Source organism: Wohlfahrtiimonas sp. XWW7 (genome assembly GCF_056716055.1).
Window position 1 is genome coordinate 721,321 of record NZ_CP168032.1, and the last position, 19,550, is coordinate 740,870.

Sequence of the window (19,550 nt, forward strand, 5' to 3'; positions counted from 1 at the left end):
GAGTTTTAAATATCATTATAAAAGCATCTACTCCTAGATGCTTTTATTGTTTATGAGGAAAATAGGATGTCAAATAAACGTGAATTTGAACGCATGATGTGGGCTAGACGTTTTGCTCTTCAGGGTTTATATGAGTGGCAAGTATCACAATGCCAAGTGGAAGAAGTCGAACGTCATCTTGCAGAAAACCCTGATTTTGTTAAAGCAAACAGAGAAGCATTCTCAAATATGGTTCGTGGTGCAATTCGAGGCCAAGCTGAGGCAAATGAATTAATTGAACCATTATTGGATCGTCCAATTGATCAATTAGATTTAGTAGAAAAAGCTGTATTATGGTTGGGTTGCTATGAGTTATTAACGCATCCAGAAACGCCATATAAAGTGATCATCAATGAATCAGTAAATTTAGCGAAAAAGTTTGGTGGGGATCAAAGTTATAAATTTATTAATGGTGTTCTTGATAAGGTCGCAAAGAAAGTTAGAATAGATTATCAATAAATAATTTATAAATAGGGAATCGTATAATGGACATTTCTCCCTTTCTCCGCTTTATGGTAGAAAAGAATGGTTCGGATCTTTTTATGTATCCGAATGCACCTATTTGTATCAAATTAAGTGGTGTTGTACATCCGTTAAGCCGTGAAACATTATCCGCAGATGCCGTTAAAAGTGCGATTTTTGCGCTATTGACAGAAGCGCAGGCTGCTGAATTCAACCAAGAACTGGAATTGAATTTTGCAATTAAATTGGATGATGGTTCACGTTTTAGGGTGAATATTTTTAAACAGCGTAACGAATATGGTATGGTGATTCGTTATGTTAAAGCTGTGATTCCAAAAATGGAAGATCTCCATGTTCCAGAGATATTTAAAGATATCATTATGGAAAAGCGTGGCTTAATTTTAGTTGTGGGTTCAACAGGAAGTGGTAAATCAACCAGTTTAGCCTCCATGATTGATTATCGTGCGACTCATACAGCAGGTCATATTTTAACAGTAGAAGATCCCATTGAATTTGTATATGAACACAAACGTTCGATTATTGGGCAACGTGAAGTAGGTTTAGATACACATAGTTATGAAAAAGCATTGGAATCAGCAATGCGTGAAGCTCCCGATGTAATTTTGGTGGGTGAGGTTCGTAACACTGAAATTATGAAAGCTGTGATTAACTTCTCCATCACGGGGCACTTATGTTTAACCACATTGCATGCGAATAATGCAATTGGTGCTTTAGATAGAATTGTGAACTTTTTTCCTGAATCTGCACGAGCACAGTTGTTAGTGGACTTGTCATTAAATATTAAGGCGATTATTTCTCAGCGTTTAGTGAAAGGTGTGGATGGTAAATTATTACCAGCGGTAGAAGTGATGTTGAACACGCCATACATTCAAGAATTAATCATGAAAGGTAAGTTAGATACGATTCCAGATGCAATGGAAAATGGTGGTACAACAGGTATGCGTACATTTGACCAAGCATTGTATGATATGTATGTTAAAGGCTTAATTTCTGCAGATGAAGCGATCGCGAATGCAGACTCTAAAAATAACGTATCATTACGCATTCGTATGGGTGATGTTCGTGGTGTCAGCCGTGAAGACTTAAAAGCTGAAGCAAAGTTTAAATTAAAAGAGTATTAATTTATTTGAATAATGAAATCAAGCACTGATAGCAATGTTATTGGTGCTTTTTTATTGGGAAATATTATGGATTATGAGCGCCGTTTTTCAGGCTTAAATCGTTTATATCAGAAAGATGCGACAGATATTTTACAGCAAGCACACGTTATTGTTGCAGGTGTTGGTGGCGTGGGATCATGGTGTGTTGAAGCATTAGCTCGATCAGGTATTGGTCATTTAATATTGATAGATTTGGATGTTGTTGCTGAAAGTAATATCAATCGACAGCTGCCAGCATTATCTTCAACCTTGGGAGAATCTAAAATAGAAGTGATGGCTCAGCGTATTCAAGAAATTAATGAAAATTGTCATGTGACATTGATAGATGACTTTCTAACAGAAGAAAATCTGGATGAATTATTAGGACATTTTGATCATAAAAACAGTTGGATTGTGGATGCAATTGACAATGTTCGCGTAAAAGCGGCACTCATTGCTTGGGCAAAGCGTCATAAGTTTAAGATTATTGTCAGCGGTGCAGCAGGTGGAAAGATTGATGCGCAGTCATTTAAGTTGGATGATTTATCAAAAACATATCACGATCCTTTATGTGCAAGTTTAAAAGCAACTTTAAAAAAGAAATACCATTTAGGAAAAGAAGGGGGGAAGCTTAATGTTCCCGTGATATTTTCTACAGAAAATATGCAAGGTTCTCATAAAGGAAAGGGTGGTTTAAATTGTGCTGGTTATGGTTCTATTGTGATGATGACAGCAACAATGGGCATGATGATGGCAAGTTATGTTGTGAATAAGATTGTGGATAAGTAAGTGGATAATTAAATTTTTGCCACAAAAAACCTGATGTTAAACATCAGGTTTTTTTATTCATAAGACTCGCTTCAGATTTATTTAGCTTGTTCTAATAAATCTGCATAAGCTGCTGAGAAGCCACTTAATGGTACTTTTGCTTTGATGTGTAATTCGCTATCTTTTTTAGCATTTGCATCAAATGTGAAGTTTACAAACATGTTGTTAGCTTTTTTGAATTGATCTAACAATTTACCTTTTGTGTCTACATCCATTGGTAATGCTGCGATACAGCCGAAGTTTGTACAACGCTCAAAGTTGATTTGTGCAATATCAGTATCAATATCTTTAGCTTTACCAGCTTCATCTTCGCCTTTAACAGTGATGTAAATTTTACCTTTATCATCATTGCTATTTAAACGAATTTGTAAACCTTCGCTTAATTGAACATCTAAAGGTGCTGCAAAAACCATGACAGGATTTTTATCAAACAACGTCACAGATGCTCTTAAAATTGGCACATGTCTTTGTTCTTCTTTTTTCTTACCTTTGTCCGCTGGTGCAACCATTGTAGATTGGTGGAACATTTGGCAATCTTGTTTTCCGTTGTTACCTGCAAAACATTCAACAGTCCAATCTTGGAATTTCTTTTTATAAACTGAGTCATTTGCTTGTTGAGCATTTGTACCTACTAATAGTGCAGAAGAGATCAACGTTGCTGCCATTACTTTTTTAAACATAGTATCCTCATTAAAATGAAGTTAAAAATAGTCAACTGTTGAATTATTCTACGCATATTTGTTATGAAATCAAGGTAAATCCTTTGTATTCAAGAAGTTTTCTATAGGTTTGGTCTTACAAGTTGCAGGTAATTTTTGTATAATAGTCGCTCCTTAAAATACGAGAGAAAGTGAGTGAAAAATGTGTGAGCGCGAAAAGTTCTTAGGCAATCTTTACGTCATTTCATCACCTTCAGGTGGTGGGAAAACGACTTTGGTCAGCCAATTACTTGAATGTACACCAGATATTAGCCGAGTGGTAACACATACAACACGAGCGCCAAGACCGAATGAAAAAAATGGTATTCATTATCATTTTGTATCTTCTGATGAATTTTTAGCACTCAAAGAAGAAGGCGGATTTGTTGAAACAGCACAGGTTTTTAACTCTCACTATGGGACATCTTGGAAAGAAGTTAAAGCCAAATTGAGACATGGCATGGATGTTATTTTAGTGATCGATTGGCAAGGTGCTGAGCAAGTGCGAATCAGCCATCCAGAAGCGATTACTATTTTTATTTTGCCACCATCATTAGAAACATTGCGTGCACGATTGTTTGCGCGTAATGAAGATAGTGTTGCCGTTGTTGAAAATAGAATGAAAGATGCAAGTAATCAGATCATGCATTATAAAGATTTTGATTATTTAGTAGTGAATGATGATTTTGATTTAGCATTAGCCAATTTACGCTCGATCATTATGGCAGAGCGCTTAAAGGCAGATCATCAGAAAGTACGTCATCAATTATTGATCTCATCACTGTTGCAATCATAATATTTCAATACGCTAACTTAATATTTTAGTTATTATTAATACAGATACTGTAAGAATTTAGGAGTTTTATTTTATGGCACGTGTAACCGTAGAAGATTGTTTAGATAAAGTAGAGAACCGTTTCCAATTGGTATTATTGGCTTCTCGTCGTGCTCATCAATTAGCATTAGGTGCAGAAACTAAATTGCCACCAACCCAAGAAAAAGTGACTGTCATGGCGCTTCGTGAAATTGCCGAAGAACTCATTACGATCGATGAAATTAAAAAGCTGAATGTGAAGCCAAAACCAGTGATTGTTGAAAGTTTCAAACCAGAAACAGCGTTTGAATTTTAATTAGCGTATTGGATCTTATGATGGAACCAATCAAGCTCCCTGAAGAAATGGCACTCTGGAATGAAGCATTTTTTGCGAAAGTTGCAGAGTTAGAATCCCGTGTTAGCCGATATATGACTAAAGCTGAAACAGCTAAGGTTAGGGAAGCATGTATTTTTGGAGCTTGGGCTCATCAAGGACAATCAAGAAGTTCTGGTGAGCCTTATATTTTTCATCCCATTGAAGTTGCGTTAATTTTGACGTTAGTTCAATTGGATATTCATTCAATTGTAGGTGCAGTACTTCATGATGTGATTGAAGATACAGATATCTCATTTGATGAAATTAAAGATAAATTTGGTAGAGAAACCGCAGAAATTGTTGATGGTGTAAGTAAATTAACCAAGATTCGTTTTAGTTCTAAGTTGGAAGCAAAAGCCGAGAACTTTAGAAAAATGATTCTCGCGATGACAAAAGATTTACGTGTCATTATGGTTAAACTTGCTGACCGATTACACAATATGCGTACATTGGGTGCTTTGGCGCCTTATAAAAAGCGTAGAATTGCGCGTGATACTTTGGATATCTATACGCCAATCGCTGCAAGATTGGGGATGTTTGCATTACAGATTGAATTGGAAAATCTCTGTTTTGAAAATATTTATCCCATGCGTTATCGTGTTTTGCAGGAGTTTGTGAATAAGAAGCGTTTTTCACAAGGTCCAACGGTTCAGACTATTCGTGATGCCATTCAAGAAAAACTTAGCACAGTTGGGATTTCTGCACGAATTTCTATTCGTGAAAAGCATGCTTGGAGTTTATATAAAAAATTAGAGAAACGTGGCGCTGTGAGCCAGTTATCTGACATTTTCTCCATTAGAATCATTGTGAATAGTGTGGATGAATGTTATCGAGTATTGGGCATTGTTCATAGTTTGAATAAGCCAATCATCGGAAGATTTAAAGATTTTATTGCCATTCCTAAAGTGAATGGTTATCAGAGTTTGCACACCGTTGTTTTTGGCGCAAATATGCTGCCAGTAGAAGTGCAAATTCGTACAAGAGAGATGCATATTATTGCCGAAGCTGGTGCGGCTGCGCATTGGCGTTATGGCGAAGCGTATCGTGAACAGACTTATACAAAAAATAAAACACGCGAATGGCTTAATTACGTCACAGAGTTGCAAAATAGCATGTTATCTTCTGAAGAGTTTATGGCTTCCATGAAGGAAGATCTTTTCCCTTCAGAGATCTATGTGTTTACACCCAATGGTCGGATCATGGAATTGCCACGTGGATCCACAGCGGTAGATTTTGCATATGCAATTCACTCGGATATCGGGAACCATTGTATTTCAGCTAAAGTAGATGCTAAATTTGCACCAGTATCACAAGTCCTGATTACAGGGCAAACGGTTGAGATTCAAACATCTCAAAGTGCTCAGCCAAATCCAATGTGGCTGGAGTTTGTTAGAACAGCAAAGGCACGTTCAGCTATTCGTAGTTATTTAAGTAAATTAAGTCGTGATGATACAGTTGTCATCGGACAGAATTTATTAGAAAATGCTATGAAGCAGAAAAATATTCCAATGGCACATTTAACAGATGCTGTGTTGAATCGTTTAGCCAAAGAATTACAAATTGAATCAGTGGAGGATATGTATGCTGAGATTGGTTCAGGTAAAAGACCAGCATCCTTCATTATTAATAGATTGGAAGCACATGGTTTGGATGTGGATGTAGAATTCAATCATTCACATTACACAGAACAAAATAGCGGTACAATTGATGGTGCGAATGGTAGAGAATTAGTCTTTGGGGATTGTTGCTATCCTATTCCTGGTGATAATATTATGGGATATTGGCAACCGCGTCATAGTAAATTAGTTGTACATAGAACAGATTGTCAGATTGCAGTAGAAGCATTAAAACATTTAGAACGTTGTTATCCATTAACGTGGAATCATAATACAGAAAAGGCCCTATTCCCAGTTAAGCTTTGTTTCGTTATTCGCAATCAGCGTGGTGTGATTGCAGAAATTACAAAGGCATTGGTGGATATGGATATAAATATAAACGACTTACGTTCGCAGTCGATCAATGGAGATTTCAGCCATATCTGGATGGTTATACATGTACCTGATAGAATTTTCTTAGCGAATGTATTTCGACATTTAAAAAAATTAGATAATGTCGTACGAATAGGACGGCAAAACGACGAGGCTTAATCCATTGGTTCGTAATTGGTTCGATAAAGATAAAGGTCGCTTTCGACTTATAATAACAGCCTGCATTTTGATATTCTCAATGATGGGGATGTATTTCTTTTTTAAATCTTCTTCAGTAACCAAGAATCTTTCGTATTCTTTGTATGATTTCTTTATAGAAAAAAAAGCTAAGCCTTTGAATAAGGATAATGATCTTGTCATGATTGTCATCGATGATAAAAGTATTCGTGCATTGGAGAAAATTTGGCCATGGCCACGAGCATATCATGCGGGATTAATTACTGAATTAACTCGCATGGGCGTAAAAGTGATTGCGTATGATATTTTATTCACTGAAAGCAGCTCAAGTGATGCCATTCTTGCAAAAGCGATTGATAAACACGGGGCGGTTGTTCTACCCAAACCTCTTTTCTTTTCGTCTGATGGTTTAGTGCCTTTTGAAGATATTGCTCATTTTGGACACGTGGAAGTTAATATTGATAGCGATGGTGTTGTTCGTTCTGTTGATCCTTATTTGGATGGCATGCGGAGTTTTTCTTTTGCCATTTTAAATGCCATTGCAGATGTTGATCCAACTAAGCAAACGGCAAGAGAATTATATGAAGATCAATTAGATGAGCCCATTCGTTATGTTTATTCTTCTGAACGAACTTATCCAACCTATTCATTTTCTGATGTGTTGATGGGTAGAATTGACCCTTCAGAGTTCAAAGATAAAATTGTTTTTGTGGGCGTAAGCGCAACAGGCATTGGCGAGAGATTAAGAAGTTCATCATTGCGAAACAGCACTTTTAAAACAGGTGTGGAAGTTCAAGCCTCTATTTTTGAAGCATTGCGCGAAAAGGCAATCACAGAATATTCAAGTGGATTATTTGATAGCGTTGTCACGGTTGTATCCATTACTGCGATCGCAGTTGTGGCAATTTTTGCATCGCCTTTAGTGACCGTTGCTTTATTGCTCCTCTATATTATATTTCTAACGCTGAGTGCCTTTGTTCTATTCTATTTTCAAAATTATTGGTATTCGCCGATCGCACTCTCTTTTGCGATGGTCAGCGTGATATTTTTATACACAATTGCACAAATACATTTTAGGTTAAAAGAAGCGAACCGAACTTTAAACTTGAATGTTGCTGATCGTACCAAGAAGCTTGTGATTTCTAATCTTCGTTTAGCACAGGAGATGAATGAGAAAGAAAAAATTTGGGCAGATTTACGAGACAGTGAAGAACAGCTAAAAGTCTTATTGGATGGTTTACAGATCGGTATTGTATCTACAGATGAAGATGGGCATCTCATTACGGCAAATAGTACAGCATTGAATTTCTTTAATTTGGAAGCAGTGGAAGATTCAGCAACGCTTGAACACTATTTTAAATATGATTTAGCGCATGGCGGTGCTCAGATTAATACTAAAGAAATTTTTAGAGCTTTAGTGAATACACGAGAATCTAGTCAGTTAGAGTGTGTTTTGACATCAAATAATCCACGATATAACGGCATTCCAACAGCGTTATTATTCTCACGTTTGAATGCGTCAGATCATCATAATAGTTTTGCATGTATTATTCGTGATATTAGTGACCAAAAACGTGCAGAATTTATTACACAAGAATTTGTGGCGACGGTTTCTCATGAATTGCGTACCCCCATTACATCTATTAAAGGCTCATTAGGTTTGATGAGTAGTGGTATCACAGGTGAAATTCCTATTAAAGCACAAAAATTGCTAGAGCTAGCAACGCGTAACAGTGAACGTCTTTTAAGCTTAGTGAATGATATTTTAGATATTCAGAAGATTCAATTGGGTACTTTAGATTTTCATTTAAAAACAACAGATATTGTAACCGTTGTACGTCAATCGATCGAAGTTAATGAGCTTTATGCTCAAAACTTAGGTGTTAAAATTGATGGTGAGTTACCATCTTATCCAATTTATGTGATGGGTGATTCTGATCGTTTAACACAAGTGATGAGTAATTTATTGTCGAATGCAGCTAAATTCTCTAAACCTGATAGTAAGATTGATGTACGAGTGATTTTAGAAGGTAAAAGAGTTCGTGTAGAAATTCAGGATTATGGTGTTGGCATTCCAGAAAGTTTCAAAAATAAAGTCTTTATGAAGTTTGCACAAGCTGATGATGCGAAGCATCGCTCTAAAGGTACAGGCTTGGGCTTAAGTATTTCTAAAGCCTTTATTGAAAGAATGGGCGGCACAATTCATTATGATTCAGAAGAAAATGTTGGTACGACATTCTATTTTTATTTACCGCTCGCTTCTATGGAAGAAGTGACGAATTATATTTCAGATCAAAAAGCGAAAAAGGATATGTTCTTATGACAAAATCGAATAAACCTATGAAAGTTTTGGGTGGATTGACGATTGAAGAGTTTTTCAGAGATTATTGGCAGAAAAAACCGCTATTTGTTAAGAACGCATTTAATGATTTTGTTGACCCAATGTCACCAGATGAAGTGGCGGGCTTAAGTTGTGAAGAAGGTGTACCTTCCCGTTTTGTGTTTGAAGAACGCAATTGGGAATTAAAATGTGGACCTTTTGCAGAAAAAGACTTTGCTAATTTGCCTGAGAAGAAATGGGTTTTATTAGTGAATGATGTTGAAAAATTCATGCCGCAAATGCGTGTTTTATCAGATCCTTTTAGATTTATTCCTGAATGGAGAATGGATGATCTTCAAGTGAGTTATGCTGTAGATGAAGGTACAGTTGGTGCGCATTGGGATGATTATGATGTATTTTTGATTCAAGGCATGGGCAAAAAGAAATGGCAAATCAGCTATGATGAAGTTTCTGAAAATGATTTTGTGGAAGGTTTGCCAATTCGTTTAATTGAGAAATTCAACGTTCATGAAGAATGGATCGTGGAACCAGGCGATTTATTATATTTGCCACCAAGAGTTGGGCACTTTGGTGTTGCGATTGGCGAGAGCATGACTTGGTCTGTTGGTTTTAGGGCACCTAAACATCGCGAAATGATTCATGACTTTGTGGAAGATATTATTCAATTCACAGGCGCAGATGAGCGTTATTCTGATGCTGATTTATTGCCACGTGAGTTCTCAGCTGAACTGAATGATGATGATATTGATCGCGTAATGAAAGTGATTCAAGAAGGCTTATCTAATAATCGTGATTTAGTGGCAGATTGGTTTGGCCGTTTCATGAGTGAATGTAAAGAAGGACAAGAGCCTGAAACTTTAGATGAAGAGTTTAGCGCAGATGAAGTTCAAGGTTTATTGGAAGATGGTGCAGATATCGAACGTGTGCCAACTGTTTCATTGTATTTCCGCGAAACAGTAGATGAAGTTGTGATGTATGCCAATGGTGAATGCTTTGCATTAGACAAAAAACACACTAAATTGGTTCAGTTCTTATGTGAAAATCGCCAATATAGCCCAGGTAAAATGTTGCAGTTTTTGAAAGATGAAGTCGCAGCAGAATTTGTTGTGGATTTAGTGAACCAAGGTATTTTGGCATTCTTTGATGGTGATGATCACGATCACGATGAATGCGATGGTGATTGCGATCATGATCACTAAGTGGAAACAAAGTTTGATAGTGCTATTGGCACTTTCATTATCATGCGCAACAGCAGGCGAATTTTGGCAAGAACGAGATGAACAGCATGTTCAATCAAAATTGCCCTTGGCTGATGTTGTTATCAATGACAAGACCATTCAGGTAGAGTTGGCAACAACACGACAAACGCAGTCTTATGGCTTAATGAATCGTTTTATCTTGCCTGAGAATCAAGGCATGTTATTTGTATTTGAGCAGATACAGCCTTTGAGCTTTTGGATGAAAAATACAAAGATTCCGCTGGATATTTTGTACTTTAATGAACACGGTGTTTTGGTTGATTTTGCAGAAGCAGTACCATGTTTGCAAGATCATTGCCCATCATATCCTTCAAAAGCACCAGGTAAGTATGTGCTAGAGATCGGCAAAGGTGAAAGAAAACGCTTAGGAATTGAAATTGGTGATCAACTGAAAAAGATAGATTAGACTTTTGTTTTAACAAAATAATCGGTATAATCGTCGACAATTATGCTGTCATCGCCATTGACACACATATTATTTATTTGGAGTTTTATTTTTTATGTTAACAACAGAAAAAAAAGCAGCAATCGTAGCTGAATTCGCACGTGGTGAAAACGACACAGGTTCTCCTGAAGTACAAGTTGCACTATTGACTAACAACATCAACGCATTGCGTGCTCACTTTGATGCTCATAAGAAAGATCATCATTCTCGCCGCGGTTTGTTGCAAATGGTAAACCAACGTCGTAAATTGTTGGATTACTTGAAGCGTAAAGATTTAGCGCGTTATCAAACTTTGATTGAGCGTTTACAATTACGTCGCTAATATTGAATATTATGCGTATGAATATGTAGTGAACAGCCCTTGCAGTTTTTCTGTAAGGGCTTTCATTCTTTTGTGGTAAAAGGGTTTTGAAGGGTTCTGACAGAGTATTTTGTATAGGAAGTATTCTTTAAAATAACATTCCTCGCCTACGGCGATGAATGTGAAGATAGCTAATATGATTAAGTAATTTACAGAATATTTTGTCAGCTCCCTTGGTATCAAGAACTTTTACCGAATTTATTTTTTAAAACTATATGAAAGGTAAAAATTATGGAATTAAAAGCAACTAGAAAAGAGTTTATGTATGGCAACCAAAAGGTTGTGTTAGAAGTTGGTGAAATTGCTCGCCAAGCAAATGCAGCGGTTAAAGTTGACGTTGAAGGTACTGTAGTATTTGTAACATGTGTTGCATCTACAAAGTTTGATCCTACTCGTGATTTCTTTCCATTGACTGTGAATTATCAAGAGCGTACATACGCAGCAGGTAAAATTCCTGGTGGTTTCTTCCGTCGTGAAGGACGTCCTTCCGAAGGTGAAACATTGATCGCTCGTTTGATCGATCGTCCATTGCGTCCATTATTTGCAGAGGGTTTCACAAACGAAACTCAAGTAATCGCAACAGTTGTATCAATCAACCCAGAAGTTAGTGCTGATATCCCAGCAATGATCGGTGCATCAGCTGCTGTATCATTAGCAGGTTTGCCATTTGAAGGTCCTTTAGGTGCTGCGCGTGTTGGCTATGACAATGGCGAATACTTGTTGAACCCATCTAAAGAACAATTGGCAACTTCTAAATTGGATTTAGTTGTAGCAGGTACTAAAGATGCTGTATTGATGGTTGAATCAGAAGCTGAATTATTGAGCGAAGACGTAATGTTGGGCGCTGTAATGTTCGGTCATGAGTCAATGCAAGTTGTGGTTGATAACATCAATGCATTATGTGCAGAAGTTGGTGTCACTAAATTTGAATACGAAACAGTACAAAAAAATGCTGAATTAGAAGCAGCTGTTAAAGCATTTGGTACAGATAAACTAGAAGCGGCTTACACAATTTCTGTGAAAGCAGATCGTTATGCTGCAATCGATGCATTGCGTGCTGAAGCAATCGAAACTTTGATCACTGAAGAGAATGGTTTCACAAAAGATGCTATCAATGCTGTAATTGATGACATGAGCTATCGTCTAGTACGTGATCACATCTTAGATGGCAAGCCACGTATTGATGGTCGTGATACAACAACAGTTCGTCCAATCATTTCTCGCGTTGGCGTTTTACCACGTACACATGGTTCTGCATTGTTCACACGTGGCGAAACTCAAGCATTGGTTGTGACAACTTTGGGTACAGATCGTGATGCGCAAATCATCGATGCATTAGATGGTGAATACAAAGATAAATTCTTGTTCCATTACAATTTCCCTCCATATTCTGTAGGTGAAACTGGTATGGTTGGTTCACCTAAGCGTCGTGAAATCGGTCATGGCCGTTTAGCTAAGCGTGGTGTTCAAGCTGTATTGCCAAGCATGGAAGAATATCCATACACAGTTCGCGTTGTATCTGAAATCACTGAATCTAACGGTTCAAGCTCAATGGCATCAGTTTGTGGTGCATCATTGTCATTAATGGATGCAGGTGTTCCTTTGAAAGCACCAGTTGCGGGTATCGCAATGGGCTTGATCAAAGAAGGCGATCGTTTTGCTGTATTGACAGATATTTTAGGTGATGAAGATCATTTAGGTGATATGGACTTTAAAGTAGCAGGGACAACGGATGGTATTTCTGCTCTTCAAATGGACATCAAAATCACAGGCATCACGAAAGAAATTATGGAACAAGCATTAGCACAAGCTAAAGTTGCGCGTTTACATATCATCAACGAAATGAGCAGCACGTTGAATACTTCTCGTGAAGAAATCTCTGAATTTGCACCACGCTTCACAATTTTCCGCATCAATCCTGATAAGATCCGTGATGTTATCGGTAAAGGCGGCGTAACAATTCGTGGTATCACAGAAGAAACTGGCGCTGTAATCGAAATCGAAGATGATGGCACAATCAAAATTGCAGCAGCTAATGCTGATCAAGCAGCGGAAGCTAAAAAACGCATTGAAGAAATCACAGCAGATATCGAAGTTGGTAAGATCTATGAATCACCAATCGTTCGTATCATGGATTTCGGTGCATTCGTTAACTTGATGCCAGGCCGCGATGGTATGGTTCACGTTTCTCAGATCCCTTCTGAAGAGCGCATCCAAAATGTATCTGATCATTTGAAAGTTGGCCAAGTTGTGCGTGTTAAAGTATTGGAAATTGATAAGCAAGGCCGTATTCGCTTAACAATGAAAGATGTTGATGCACCTGCTGCTGAATAATATATTTTAATATGATTAAAGAACCGAGAGTCATCTCGGTTTTTTTGTGGATGAAAGTAGCCACGGTGAGATATTGATATATATCCATAAATTATTAATATATATTTTTTTATGTAAATTTTAGTAATACAATATATCGGCGGAAGATATATTAAATAACATAATATTTATTAATGATTGAGTTAATTCTCATAAACTTAATGGAATTATCATGAAAAAAGTTGTGAGTATTGTAGTGTTGCTCAGTAGTATTGCATCTGCCAATACTACGGATAAGTTATCGCCTGAATTAGACAGCTTCATGACATTAAAGCCGATACCAGAAGAGTATTTTGATAATAATGCTTATATTGGTTGGATGGGTTTAATGTACCCTAAAGATAATTGGCTGACAGCGTATAAAAAGGTTTTTCAAGCGAATGATGCGGTATTGAATGAGCGTGTTGAAGGCGGTAAGTTACTCACAAACTATTTTGCGAATCCTCGTCAGGCAATTTTTCAATTATCCAGTGATCAAACTTTCATGCAGAATCTTTTTGGAGAAGATGATGGATTAATGAATCTTGAAGATGGTTTAGACTCTCATAAGTTACTTGCTGTGAGGCAAGGTGTTTTTGAAAATAAAAGGTATCGTTATACGCAAGATTTTTTTGTATGTGCTGATTATTCGGATGATCAATGCTTCGACACAATGAAAGAGCGCCGTGATTATATTCACCAAACCATTCGAGAAAACAGGGTTTTGTTAGATCGTTTTGAAGAGTTGGTTCAAGTTTCTCAATATAATTATGCGCTTTTTTATAATGATTATAATGCATCGCTGGATGTGATCCCAAGTTCAGGTATGGCAAAATTAATTCAGCTTTATTTGACAGAAGCTATGATGAAGATTGCAGATGGCAAAGTGGATGAAGGATTGGATCAATTAGTGATCGTGCGCCGTTGGATAGATTTAATGTTCCACGAAAAATCTAAAACATCGTTATTGCACTTTTTTGTGAATATCTCAGTAACGCAATTTTTAGATCAAACCATGGATGTATTATTGGATGAACATTTATTGGATCAATCATTGGATGATGAGCGAGTAAGTTTTATTGTGCGGCCGTATCCTAATGATATTGGACAAAAACTCAATGAAGTTGTTCTATTTGAAATACAACAAAATTTTAAAGATTTTGCCTATCCTTATATAAAGGTTTATCACACTTCTGTACAAAATATTACGCTGACAGAAGAGGATGAATATATTATTTTGTCATTTTTGAAAAACTTTGGTGTGATTTTATCACCATCCTTGAATGAACTTTATCAAGCGCGTAAGAAGCAAGCTAAAACAAGTGATTGGGCGCAATTAAAAGATTTATTAAAAGCAACAAAACCTATCGATAAGATGTGGTTTAATGCAGTGCATCAAAAACAAGATCTTCGTCCTTATGTTGCAGATGAGGAAGGAGAGTTGGAGTTTTTACATCATAGCCATGAAAAATTTATACAAGTCTTGAATGATTGGTATCGACAATATTTTCAGAAGATTGGCATGATGCCAAAAGAGGCGCTCTTTTATCTGAATGATCGTTATCCATCGACACAGTTTTATAATGATTATCATAAGCTCTTAACGATTTTATCGGAAGAAGATAATTTAAAGCAGCATTTATCATCTGAAACATTGAATATGATTTTACAAGATCAAGTTCATCCTGAAACTTTAACTTTCACGCAATCATTGATTGCTTATAGTAATTTTGACAGTTATTGGATGCGTCTATACGAGCAACAAAACTATCATCAATTGGTCTATTTAAAATATTTAATCATGAAAGATAAAATTGCTTCTAAAGACGTATCAAAATTTTTGCGATCAATGGGACATTATGCTGAGAATACAATCACTAAAGTGCCTTATCAATATGATCGTCTTTTACAAAAGCTTTCCACGCCTTTGCCACGCACGAATAAAAATTTACCTTCTCATATCAAGATTTTACGACTGAATGATAGTAATGTTCAGCATTTTGAAGTGCGTATACCACAGTATTAAAGAGTAATCACTAACAAGATGATATTTGTCTATCATTCATGTAATTTCACCAAGTCTTAACAATTGAGGGCTATAATAGTGCACTTTCAAACACTATAAACAGGGCAAATATAATGAAAAAATGTCATACATGTGGGAAAGAGTTGATGGTTGCATTCTTCAATGAACAATCTGGTGACGATTGTGTTTTTTGTGCTGATGATAGAATTACACTTGCAAGAACTCAAAAGAATGATTACGAAGAAGTAGAAGACAAAGGCTGCGCAGGCGGTGCATGTACTTTGTAAACAAGTGATAGAGAATTGAATGGAGAACCGAGCATTGCTCGGTTTTTTTGTTGGTGTATTTTATGATTATGTACTTTCATTATATTTAAAACTTCGTGGAAAATATGTGACTTGATTTGGTGTTGTTAATCGATAGAGTTGGGCGGGGCGATTGGTGGTTTTTCTGAATTGATTGTCCAATGCTGTGATTAAATCACTGTTTAAAATTCGTGTACGGAACGAGCTTTTATCTAAGGGGCGATTCAAAACAATTTCATAAGCTTCTTGTAAATCAGGCAACGTAAATTCTGCTGGTAATAAATAAACAGGCAAAGATGTATATTCCACTTTGGCATGTAATCTTTCAATGGCAGCATTCAATAGTTTGGAATGATCAAAGGCAAGAGTTAATTCAGTGGCTTTGTCGATAGGAAACCAAGCTAATTCGGCTGCATTACCGCCTTTTTGTAAGGTGATCGCTGCTTCATTCAATAATGAAAAATAAACATGCGTAATTGACCAATCGCGTGGATCACGTGTGCGACTGCCATAAGCACCCACTTGTTCTAAATATGGTGCTTCAACATTGGTTTTTTCTTTGAGTTTACGAACAGCGCAAGCATCGAGATCATCATCTAGTTCAACATGCAAAAATCCACCAGGCAATGCCCATTGATTGGCAAAAGGCTCATCTTTCTTGTCAGGGCGCTTCACTAATAAAACCTGTAATTGCTGATTTTTAACTGTGAATATAGCAATATCAACAGTAACAAGCGGGCGAATGATTTCTGGCAGGACGTATTTATGCATGGTTGTTGGCTTTCTTTTATAAAAAAGTTGACGGTAAATTTAAAAGTAGTATAGTGCAACTTATTAAGTTGCGCAATACAACTAATAAGGAATGGCACATGAATATAAGTTATGATTCAAAAAATGACAGTTTATGTTTTTCTAAAGGGCAAGAATGTACAACTATTTTTAATATCTCAGAGTTTTGGACTGCGATGCTTAAAAGTAAGGCGCACGAGCAAACCTTTAGTCATATTTTACAGGGTAAAAAGGTTGTTGAGGTTCGCAATAATTTTTCTTATGGACGCGAGCCATGTTGCGATGTATACAGCGGCAATAGGGCGGAAATAAAAGTAGTACTTTACTGCAATGTGATATCTATTCATATAGTATTTTATATGCAAGAAAGGCGTTCAACATATCTTTACTGGGATGATGATAGTTCTGTGCAATTGGATAATCAAAAGCAGTACCTCTCGAGTTATATTAAGGTCGATAAATTTATAGAGCTTTTAGCAAAGAATATTAATAGAGATAGTTTGGATAATTTCATAATGCGATTACACAATCTTCCAAGGAAAAAGCTAAGAAAATTGAATCTCAATGCTTGGAATTTATAAATTGAAGAAAGATAATCAAAAATTTAATTATATAAGTTGCTCAGAGCAACTATAAGAAGGAGTACAAAATGTTAGGATTCAAATTCATTAAAACACAGCCAACACATTATGTGATTGTGCATAAGAATGGTTCGATTGTGAGAGAAGGCACAGGCTTATCTTTTTTAAGTTATATGCCAACATCCACGATTAGCGTTGTGCCTTTAAGCAGTTTCAATCGTGATTTTATGTTTGAGCAAAACTGTGCGGATTTCCAATCCATTACGATCCAAGGGCAAGTCTCTTATCGCATTGCTGATCCTGTGAAAATGGCGGAGCGTTTAAACTTTGCGATGAAAGATAATCAAAGCTACATTTCAGATGATCCACAAAAATTATCAGCCAAGGTTGTGAAAATCATTGAAGGCTTATCTCAAAAGATTGTTTTGCAGTGGAAATTACGTGAAGCATTGTTAGCGAATAATGCTTTGGGTGATCAGATTTTTGATGAAGCTAAAAATCACCCTGAGATTGTGAACTGCACCCCAAAAGTTGGACACAACTTTGGGGTGTTTTTATATGGCGAAGTATTCTTTTGATTTCAAATTAAAAGTTGTTAAGTTTTATCAAAAAGGAAATGGATATAGCTCTACAGCTGATCATTTTAATATTGATCACTCCACCGTTAAAAAGTGGGTCAAAGCTTATCAGTATCATGGTCAATCAGGGATTCAGCCAAGAACAACAAAACGATTATATTCTGCTGAATTCAAATATTATGTATTGAAGTTTATGTCAGATCATTATTACTCTGCCCGCGAAGCGGCTTCATATTTTAATATTCCAGCATTTACTTCTATATTAGAATGGCAATCACTGTTTAAAGAAGGTGGTTTGAGTGCACTTGAACCACGTCAAAAAGGAAGACCTAAAAAGATGAGATTGCCCAAAAAACCTGATAATCGCACTGAACAAGAAAAGTTGATAGATCAACTTCAAGCTGAATTAGCCTATCTTCGTGCGGAGAATGATGTGTTAAAAAAGTTTCAGGAATTGGACGAGAAGGAAGAAGCGCTCAGGCGCAAACAATCATCGCAGAAGAACTCAAAGTAAAGCATTCATTGTCATCGTTACTGAAAATCATGAATCTAGCCAAAAGCACTTATTACTATCATAAGGCAGTATTGGCTAAGCCTGATTCAGATGAAAGCCTTAAAGCAAGGATAACAGCCCTTTTTCATGAGCATAAAGGTCGATATGGTTATCGTCGCATCACTGCGATATTACAAAAAGATTTCCCCATTAACCATAAAAAAGTTCAAAGAATCATGCGATTACTGAATCTTAAATCTTTAGTAAGACCGAAGAAATACCAATCTTATAAAGGAAAAGTTGGAAAAATAGCGAAGAATATTTTGAAGCGTAATTTTAAGGCTCAAAGGCCCAACCAAAAATGGGTAACAGATGTCACAGAGTTTAAAGTGAACGGTGAAAAGCTGTATTTATCTCCGATTTTAGATCTATATAATCAGGAAATTATTAGCTATGAAGTTGCTAAAAACTCCAAATATGAGTTGGTGGGTAAAATGCTGAATAAGGCATTGAAGCATTTAAAGTTACATAAGAAAGGACGCAAGAAACTGATTTTACATTCTGATCAAGGTTGGCAATATCAAATGAAACAGTACCAACAATCTTTAAAAGATCACAAAGTTAGACAAAGCATGTCACGCAAAGGCAATTGCTATGATAATGCTGTGATTGAGAACTTCTTTGGTGTTTTGAAATCAGAGCTATTTCATGTGAAAAAATTTGAATCTATCGATCAATTAGAGAAAGAGATTCATGAGTACATCGATTATTACAATAATGATCGAATTAAGCTCAAACTAAAAGGACTGAGTCCGATAGAATATCGAAATCAGTCCTTGTCTTTATAATTTATAAACTGTCCAAGTTTATGGGGTCAGTTCATTGTTGCTTTGGGTTTATCCATTATCAGTGTTGCGATTATGCGAATTCATCCACAACCCGAAACAGCAAGAGCATTGGAAGCAGAAGCAAGAGAAGCAATTTTAAAAGCGGCTGATGATGCAATCTTTTTAAGACGAAATGCAGCGGTAGAAAATGAACGATTGATTCGTGAAAATGAGCTCGATACACAAATAGCGGTTGAGCTCAAAAAACGGAACATCAGAGAAGCTGAAATCGATGCGGATGCAAGTATTCAGCAAAAGCAGCAAGAAATTAATAAACAAAATTTACTCGCTGAAATTGAGTTAGAAGAAGAACGTAAAACCTTTGTGGCACGTAAAGCAGGCAATGAACGCACAATGGCAGAAGTAGATGCTTATCGAATTTCGAGCATGATCGAAGCCATTAAAGTTGCTGATCCTCGTGTGATTCAGGCATTAACTGCGAGCGGAATGCAACCTGCACAATTAATTGCTCAAGCATTTACAGGGATTGCAGATAAAGCAGATAAAATCGGGCAATTAAATTTATCACCTGATTTATTGCAAACATTATTGGCTGAACCAACAAGACAACAACCTCGTAAGAAGTAGGAG

The 19,550-nt window shown here is 36.5% G+C and carries 19 protein-coding genes; 17 read left to right on the plus strand and 2 right to left on the minus strand.

The features are described 5' to 3' along the window. The first annotated feature begins 66 nt into the window (after positions 1-66). From nusB to ACA100_RS03470, 3 genes are all read left to right on the plus strand, one after another. A complete protein-coding gene (nusB, locus tag ACA100_RS03460) occupies positions 67-498 on the plus strand; it encodes a transcription antitermination factor NusB (protein WP_481078607.1) in 432 nt (143 codons plus the stop codon). A 26-nt stretch (positions 499-524) separates the two neighbouring features. After that, on the plus strand, positions 525-1,643 hold the full coding sequence (locus tag ACA100_RS03465; RefSeq protein ID WP_481078608.1) for a PilT/PilU family type 4a pilus ATPase: 1,119 nt from the start codon (positions 525-527) through the stop codon (positions 1,641-1,643). Positions 1,644-1,709: 66 nt separating this feature from the next. Beyond that, positions 1,710-2,450 carry a tRNA threonylcarbamoyladenosine dehydratase gene (locus ACA100_RS03470; RefSeq protein ID WP_481078609.1) on the plus strand — a complete coding sequence of 247 codons (741 nt, stop codon included), beginning with the start codon at positions 1,710-1,712 and terminating at the stop codon, positions 2,448-2,450. A gap of 77 nt (positions 2,451-2,527) precedes the next feature. On the opposite strand, the gene ACA100_RS03475 is transcribed toward ACA100_RS03470, so the two are convergent. Further along, entirely contained in the window at positions 2,528-3,169 is a 642-nt protein-coding gene (locus ACA100_RS03475; protein ID WP_481078610.1) for an invasion associated locus B family protein, read from the minus strand. A 181-nt stretch (positions 3,170-3,350) separates the two neighbouring features. Between ACA100_RS03475 and gmk the strand changes: the two genes are divergently transcribed. The 10 genes from gmk to ACA100_RS03525 all read left to right on the plus strand — a co-directional run bounded on the left by gmk (position 3,351) and on the right by ACA100_RS03525 (position 15,613). Continuing rightward, the gene (gmk, locus tag ACA100_RS03480) at positions 3,351-3,983 is read left to right on the plus strand and encodes a guanylate kinase (protein WP_481078611.1); all 633 of its coding nucleotides are present in this window, start codon (positions 3,351-3,353) and stop codon (positions 3,981-3,983) included. Between the two features lie 73 nt (positions 3,984-4,056). Beyond that, entirely contained in the window at positions 4,057-4,317 is a 261-nt protein-coding gene (gene rpoZ / locus ACA100_RS03485) for a DNA-directed RNA polymerase subunit omega (RefSeq protein ID WP_481078612.1), read from the plus strand. Between the two features lie 17 nt (positions 4,318-4,334). Further along, positions 4,335-6,524, plus strand: coding sequence for a RelA/SpoT family protein (locus ACA100_RS03490; protein ID WP_481078613.1), 2,190 nt, complete (start codon positions 4,335-4,337; stop codon positions 6,522-6,524). Between the two features lie 88 nt (positions 6,525-6,612). Continuing rightward, positions 6,613-8,865 carry a CHASE2 domain-containing protein gene (locus tag ACA100_RS03495; RefSeq protein ID WP_481078614.1) on the plus strand — a complete coding sequence of 751 codons (2,253 nt, stop codon included), beginning with the start codon at positions 6,613-6,615 and terminating at the stop codon, positions 8,863-8,865. Continuing rightward, positions 8,862-10,082, plus strand: coding sequence for a ribosomal protein uL16 3-hydroxylase (locus ACA100_RS03500; protein WP_481078615.1), 1,221 nt, complete (start codon positions 8,862-8,864; stop codon positions 10,080-10,082). The genes ACA100_RS03495 and ACA100_RS03500 overlap by 4 nt, the downstream gene beginning before the upstream one ends. Beyond that, positions 10,033-10,548 carry a DUF192 domain-containing protein gene (locus tag ACA100_RS03505; RefSeq protein ID WP_481078616.1) on the plus strand — a complete coding sequence of 172 codons (516 nt, stop codon included), beginning with the start codon at positions 10,033-10,035 and terminating at the stop codon, positions 10,546-10,548. Before ACA100_RS03500 ends, ACA100_RS03505 begins: the two co-directional genes overlap by 50 nt. A 94-nt stretch (positions 10,549-10,642) precedes the next feature. Further along, a complete protein-coding gene (rpsO, locus tag ACA100_RS03510; RefSeq protein WP_077925807.1) occupies positions 10,643-10,909 on the plus strand; it encodes a 30S ribosomal protein S15 in 267 nt (88 codons plus the stop codon). 270 nt (positions 10,910-11,179) lie between these two features. After that, complete coding sequence (gene pnp, locus ACA100_RS03515; RefSeq protein ID WP_481078617.1) at positions 11,180-13,282, plus strand: polyribonucleotide nucleotidyltransferase; 2,103 nt, start codon at positions 11,180-11,182, stop codon at positions 13,280-13,282. Between the two features lie 211 nt (positions 13,283-13,493). Further along, on the plus strand, positions 13,494-15,326 hold the full coding sequence (locus ACA100_RS03520) for a hypothetical protein (RefSeq protein ID WP_481078618.1): 1,833 nt from the start codon (positions 13,494-13,496) through the stop codon (positions 15,324-15,326). Between the two features lie 113 nt (positions 15,327-15,439). After that, the gene (locus ACA100_RS03525; protein WP_481078619.1) at positions 15,440-15,613 is read left to right on the plus strand and encodes a hypothetical protein; all 174 of its coding nucleotides are present in this window, start codon (positions 15,440-15,442) and stop codon (positions 15,611-15,613) included. Positions 15,614-15,679: 66 nt separating this feature from the next. Here the strand turns inward: ACA100_RS03525 and ACA100_RS03530 are convergent, their stop codons facing one another. Further along, on the minus strand, positions 15,680-16,402 hold the full coding sequence (locus ACA100_RS03530) for an NUDIX hydrolase (protein WP_481078620.1): 723 nt from the start codon (positions 16,400-16,402) through the stop codon (positions 15,680-15,682). A gap of 98 nt (positions 16,403-16,500) precedes the next feature. Here ACA100_RS03530 and ACA100_RS03535 point away from each other — a divergent pair, with 98 nt between their 5' ends. The 4 genes from ACA100_RS03535 (at position 16,501) to ACA100_RS03550 (ending at position 19,547) form a co-directional block, all read left to right on the plus strand. Then, the gene (locus tag ACA100_RS03535; protein ID WP_481078621.1) at positions 16,501-17,001 is read left to right on the plus strand and encodes a hypothetical protein; all 501 of its coding nucleotides are present in this window, start codon (positions 16,501-16,503) and stop codon (positions 16,999-17,001) included. A gap of 68 nt (positions 17,002-17,069) precedes the next feature. Then, positions 17,070-17,579 carry an SPFH domain-containing protein gene (locus ACA100_RS03540; RefSeq protein WP_481078622.1) on the plus strand — a complete coding sequence of 170 codons (510 nt, stop codon included), beginning with the start codon at positions 17,070-17,072 and terminating at the stop codon, positions 17,577-17,579. Further along, positions 17,560-18,920 (plus strand): IS3 family transposase gene (locus tag ACA100_RS03545; RefSeq protein WP_481076906.1). Its coding sequence is split into 2 segments (ribosomal slippage): positions 17,560-18,040 and positions 18,040-18,920, totalling 1,362 coding nucleotides; the frame shifts between segments, so codons are not numbered across the junction. The genes ACA100_RS03540 and ACA100_RS03545 overlap by 20 nt, the downstream gene beginning before the upstream one ends. Before the next feature lie 72 nt (positions 18,921-18,992). Then, positions 18,993-19,547 carry a hypothetical protein gene (locus ACA100_RS03550; protein WP_481078623.1) on the plus strand — a complete coding sequence of 185 codons (555 nt, stop codon included), beginning with the start codon at positions 18,993-18,995 and terminating at the stop codon, positions 19,545-19,547. The last annotated feature ends 3 nt before the right edge of the window (positions 19,548-19,550 follow it).

What these genes read in the sequence shown, in the direction of transcription:
- ACA100_RS03500 (WP_481078615.1), top strand. Translation starts at nt 8,862, where the DNA reads ATGACAAAATCGAATAAACCTATGAAAGTTTTGGGTGGATTGACGATT.
- ACA100_RS03540 (WP_481078622.1), top strand. Translation starts at nt 17,070, where the DNA reads ATGTTAGGATTCAAATTCATTAAAACACAGCCAACACATTATGTGATT.
- rpoZ (WP_481078612.1), top strand. Translation starts at nt 4,057, where the DNA reads ATGGCACGTGTAACCGTAGAAGATTGTTTAGATAAAGTAGAGAACCGT.
- ACA100_RS03465 (WP_481078608.1), top strand. Translation starts at nt 525, where the DNA reads ATGGACATTTCTCCCTTTCTCCGCTTTATGGTAGAAAAGAATGGTTCG.
- pnp (WP_481078617.1), top strand. Translation starts at nt 11,180, where the DNA reads ATGGAATTAAAAGCAACTAGAAAAGAGTTTATGTATGGCAACCAAAAG.
- ACA100_RS03535 (WP_481078621.1), top strand. Translation starts at nt 16,501, where the DNA reads ATGAATATAAGTTATGATTCAAAAAATGACAGTTTATGTTTTTCTAAA.
- ACA100_RS03550 (WP_481078623.1), top strand. Translation starts at nt 18,993, where the DNA reads ATGCGAATTCATCCACAACCCGAAACAGCAAGAGCATTGGAAGCAGAA.
- nusB (WP_481078607.1), top strand. Translation starts at nt 67, where the DNA reads ATGTCAAATAAACGTGAATTTGAACGCATGATGTGGGCTAGACGTTTT.
- ACA100_RS03520 (WP_481078618.1), top strand. Translation starts at nt 13,494, where the DNA reads ATGAAAAAAGTTGTGAGTATTGTAGTGTTGCTCAGTAGTATTGCATCT.
- rpsO (WP_077925807.1), top strand. Translation starts at nt 10,643, where the DNA reads ATGTTAACAACAGAAAAAAAAGCAGCAATCGTAGCTGAATTCGCACGT.
- ACA100_RS03525 (WP_481078619.1), top strand. Translation starts at nt 15,440, where the DNA reads ATGAAAAAATGTCATACATGTGGGAAAGAGTTGATGGTTGCATTCTTC.
- ACA100_RS03475 (WP_481078610.1), bottom strand. Translation starts at nt 3,169, where the DNA reads ATGTTTAAAAAAGTAATGGCAGCAACGTTGATCTCTTCTGCACTATTA.
- ACA100_RS03470 (WP_481078609.1), top strand. Translation starts at nt 1,710, where the DNA reads ATGGATTATGAGCGCCGTTTTTCAGGCTTAAATCGTTTATATCAGAAA.
- ACA100_RS03490 (WP_481078613.1), top strand. Translation starts at nt 4,335, where the DNA reads ATGATGGAACCAATCAAGCTCCCTGAAGAAATGGCACTCTGGAATGAA.
- ACA100_RS03530 (WP_481078620.1), bottom strand. Translation starts at nt 16,402, where the DNA reads ATGCATAAATACGTCCTGCCAGAAATCATTCGCCCGCTTGTTACTGTT.
- ACA100_RS03505 (WP_481078616.1), top strand. Translation starts at nt 10,033, where the DNA reads ATGATCACGATCACGATGAATGCGATGGTGATTGCGATCATGATCACT.
- ACA100_RS03495 (WP_481078614.1), top strand. Translation starts at nt 6,613, where the DNA reads ATGTATTTCTTTTTTAAATCTTCTTCAGTAACCAAGAATCTTTCGTAT.
- gmk (WP_481078611.1), top strand. Translation starts at nt 3,351, where the DNA reads ATGTGTGAGCGCGAAAAGTTCTTAGGCAATCTTTACGTCATTTCATCA.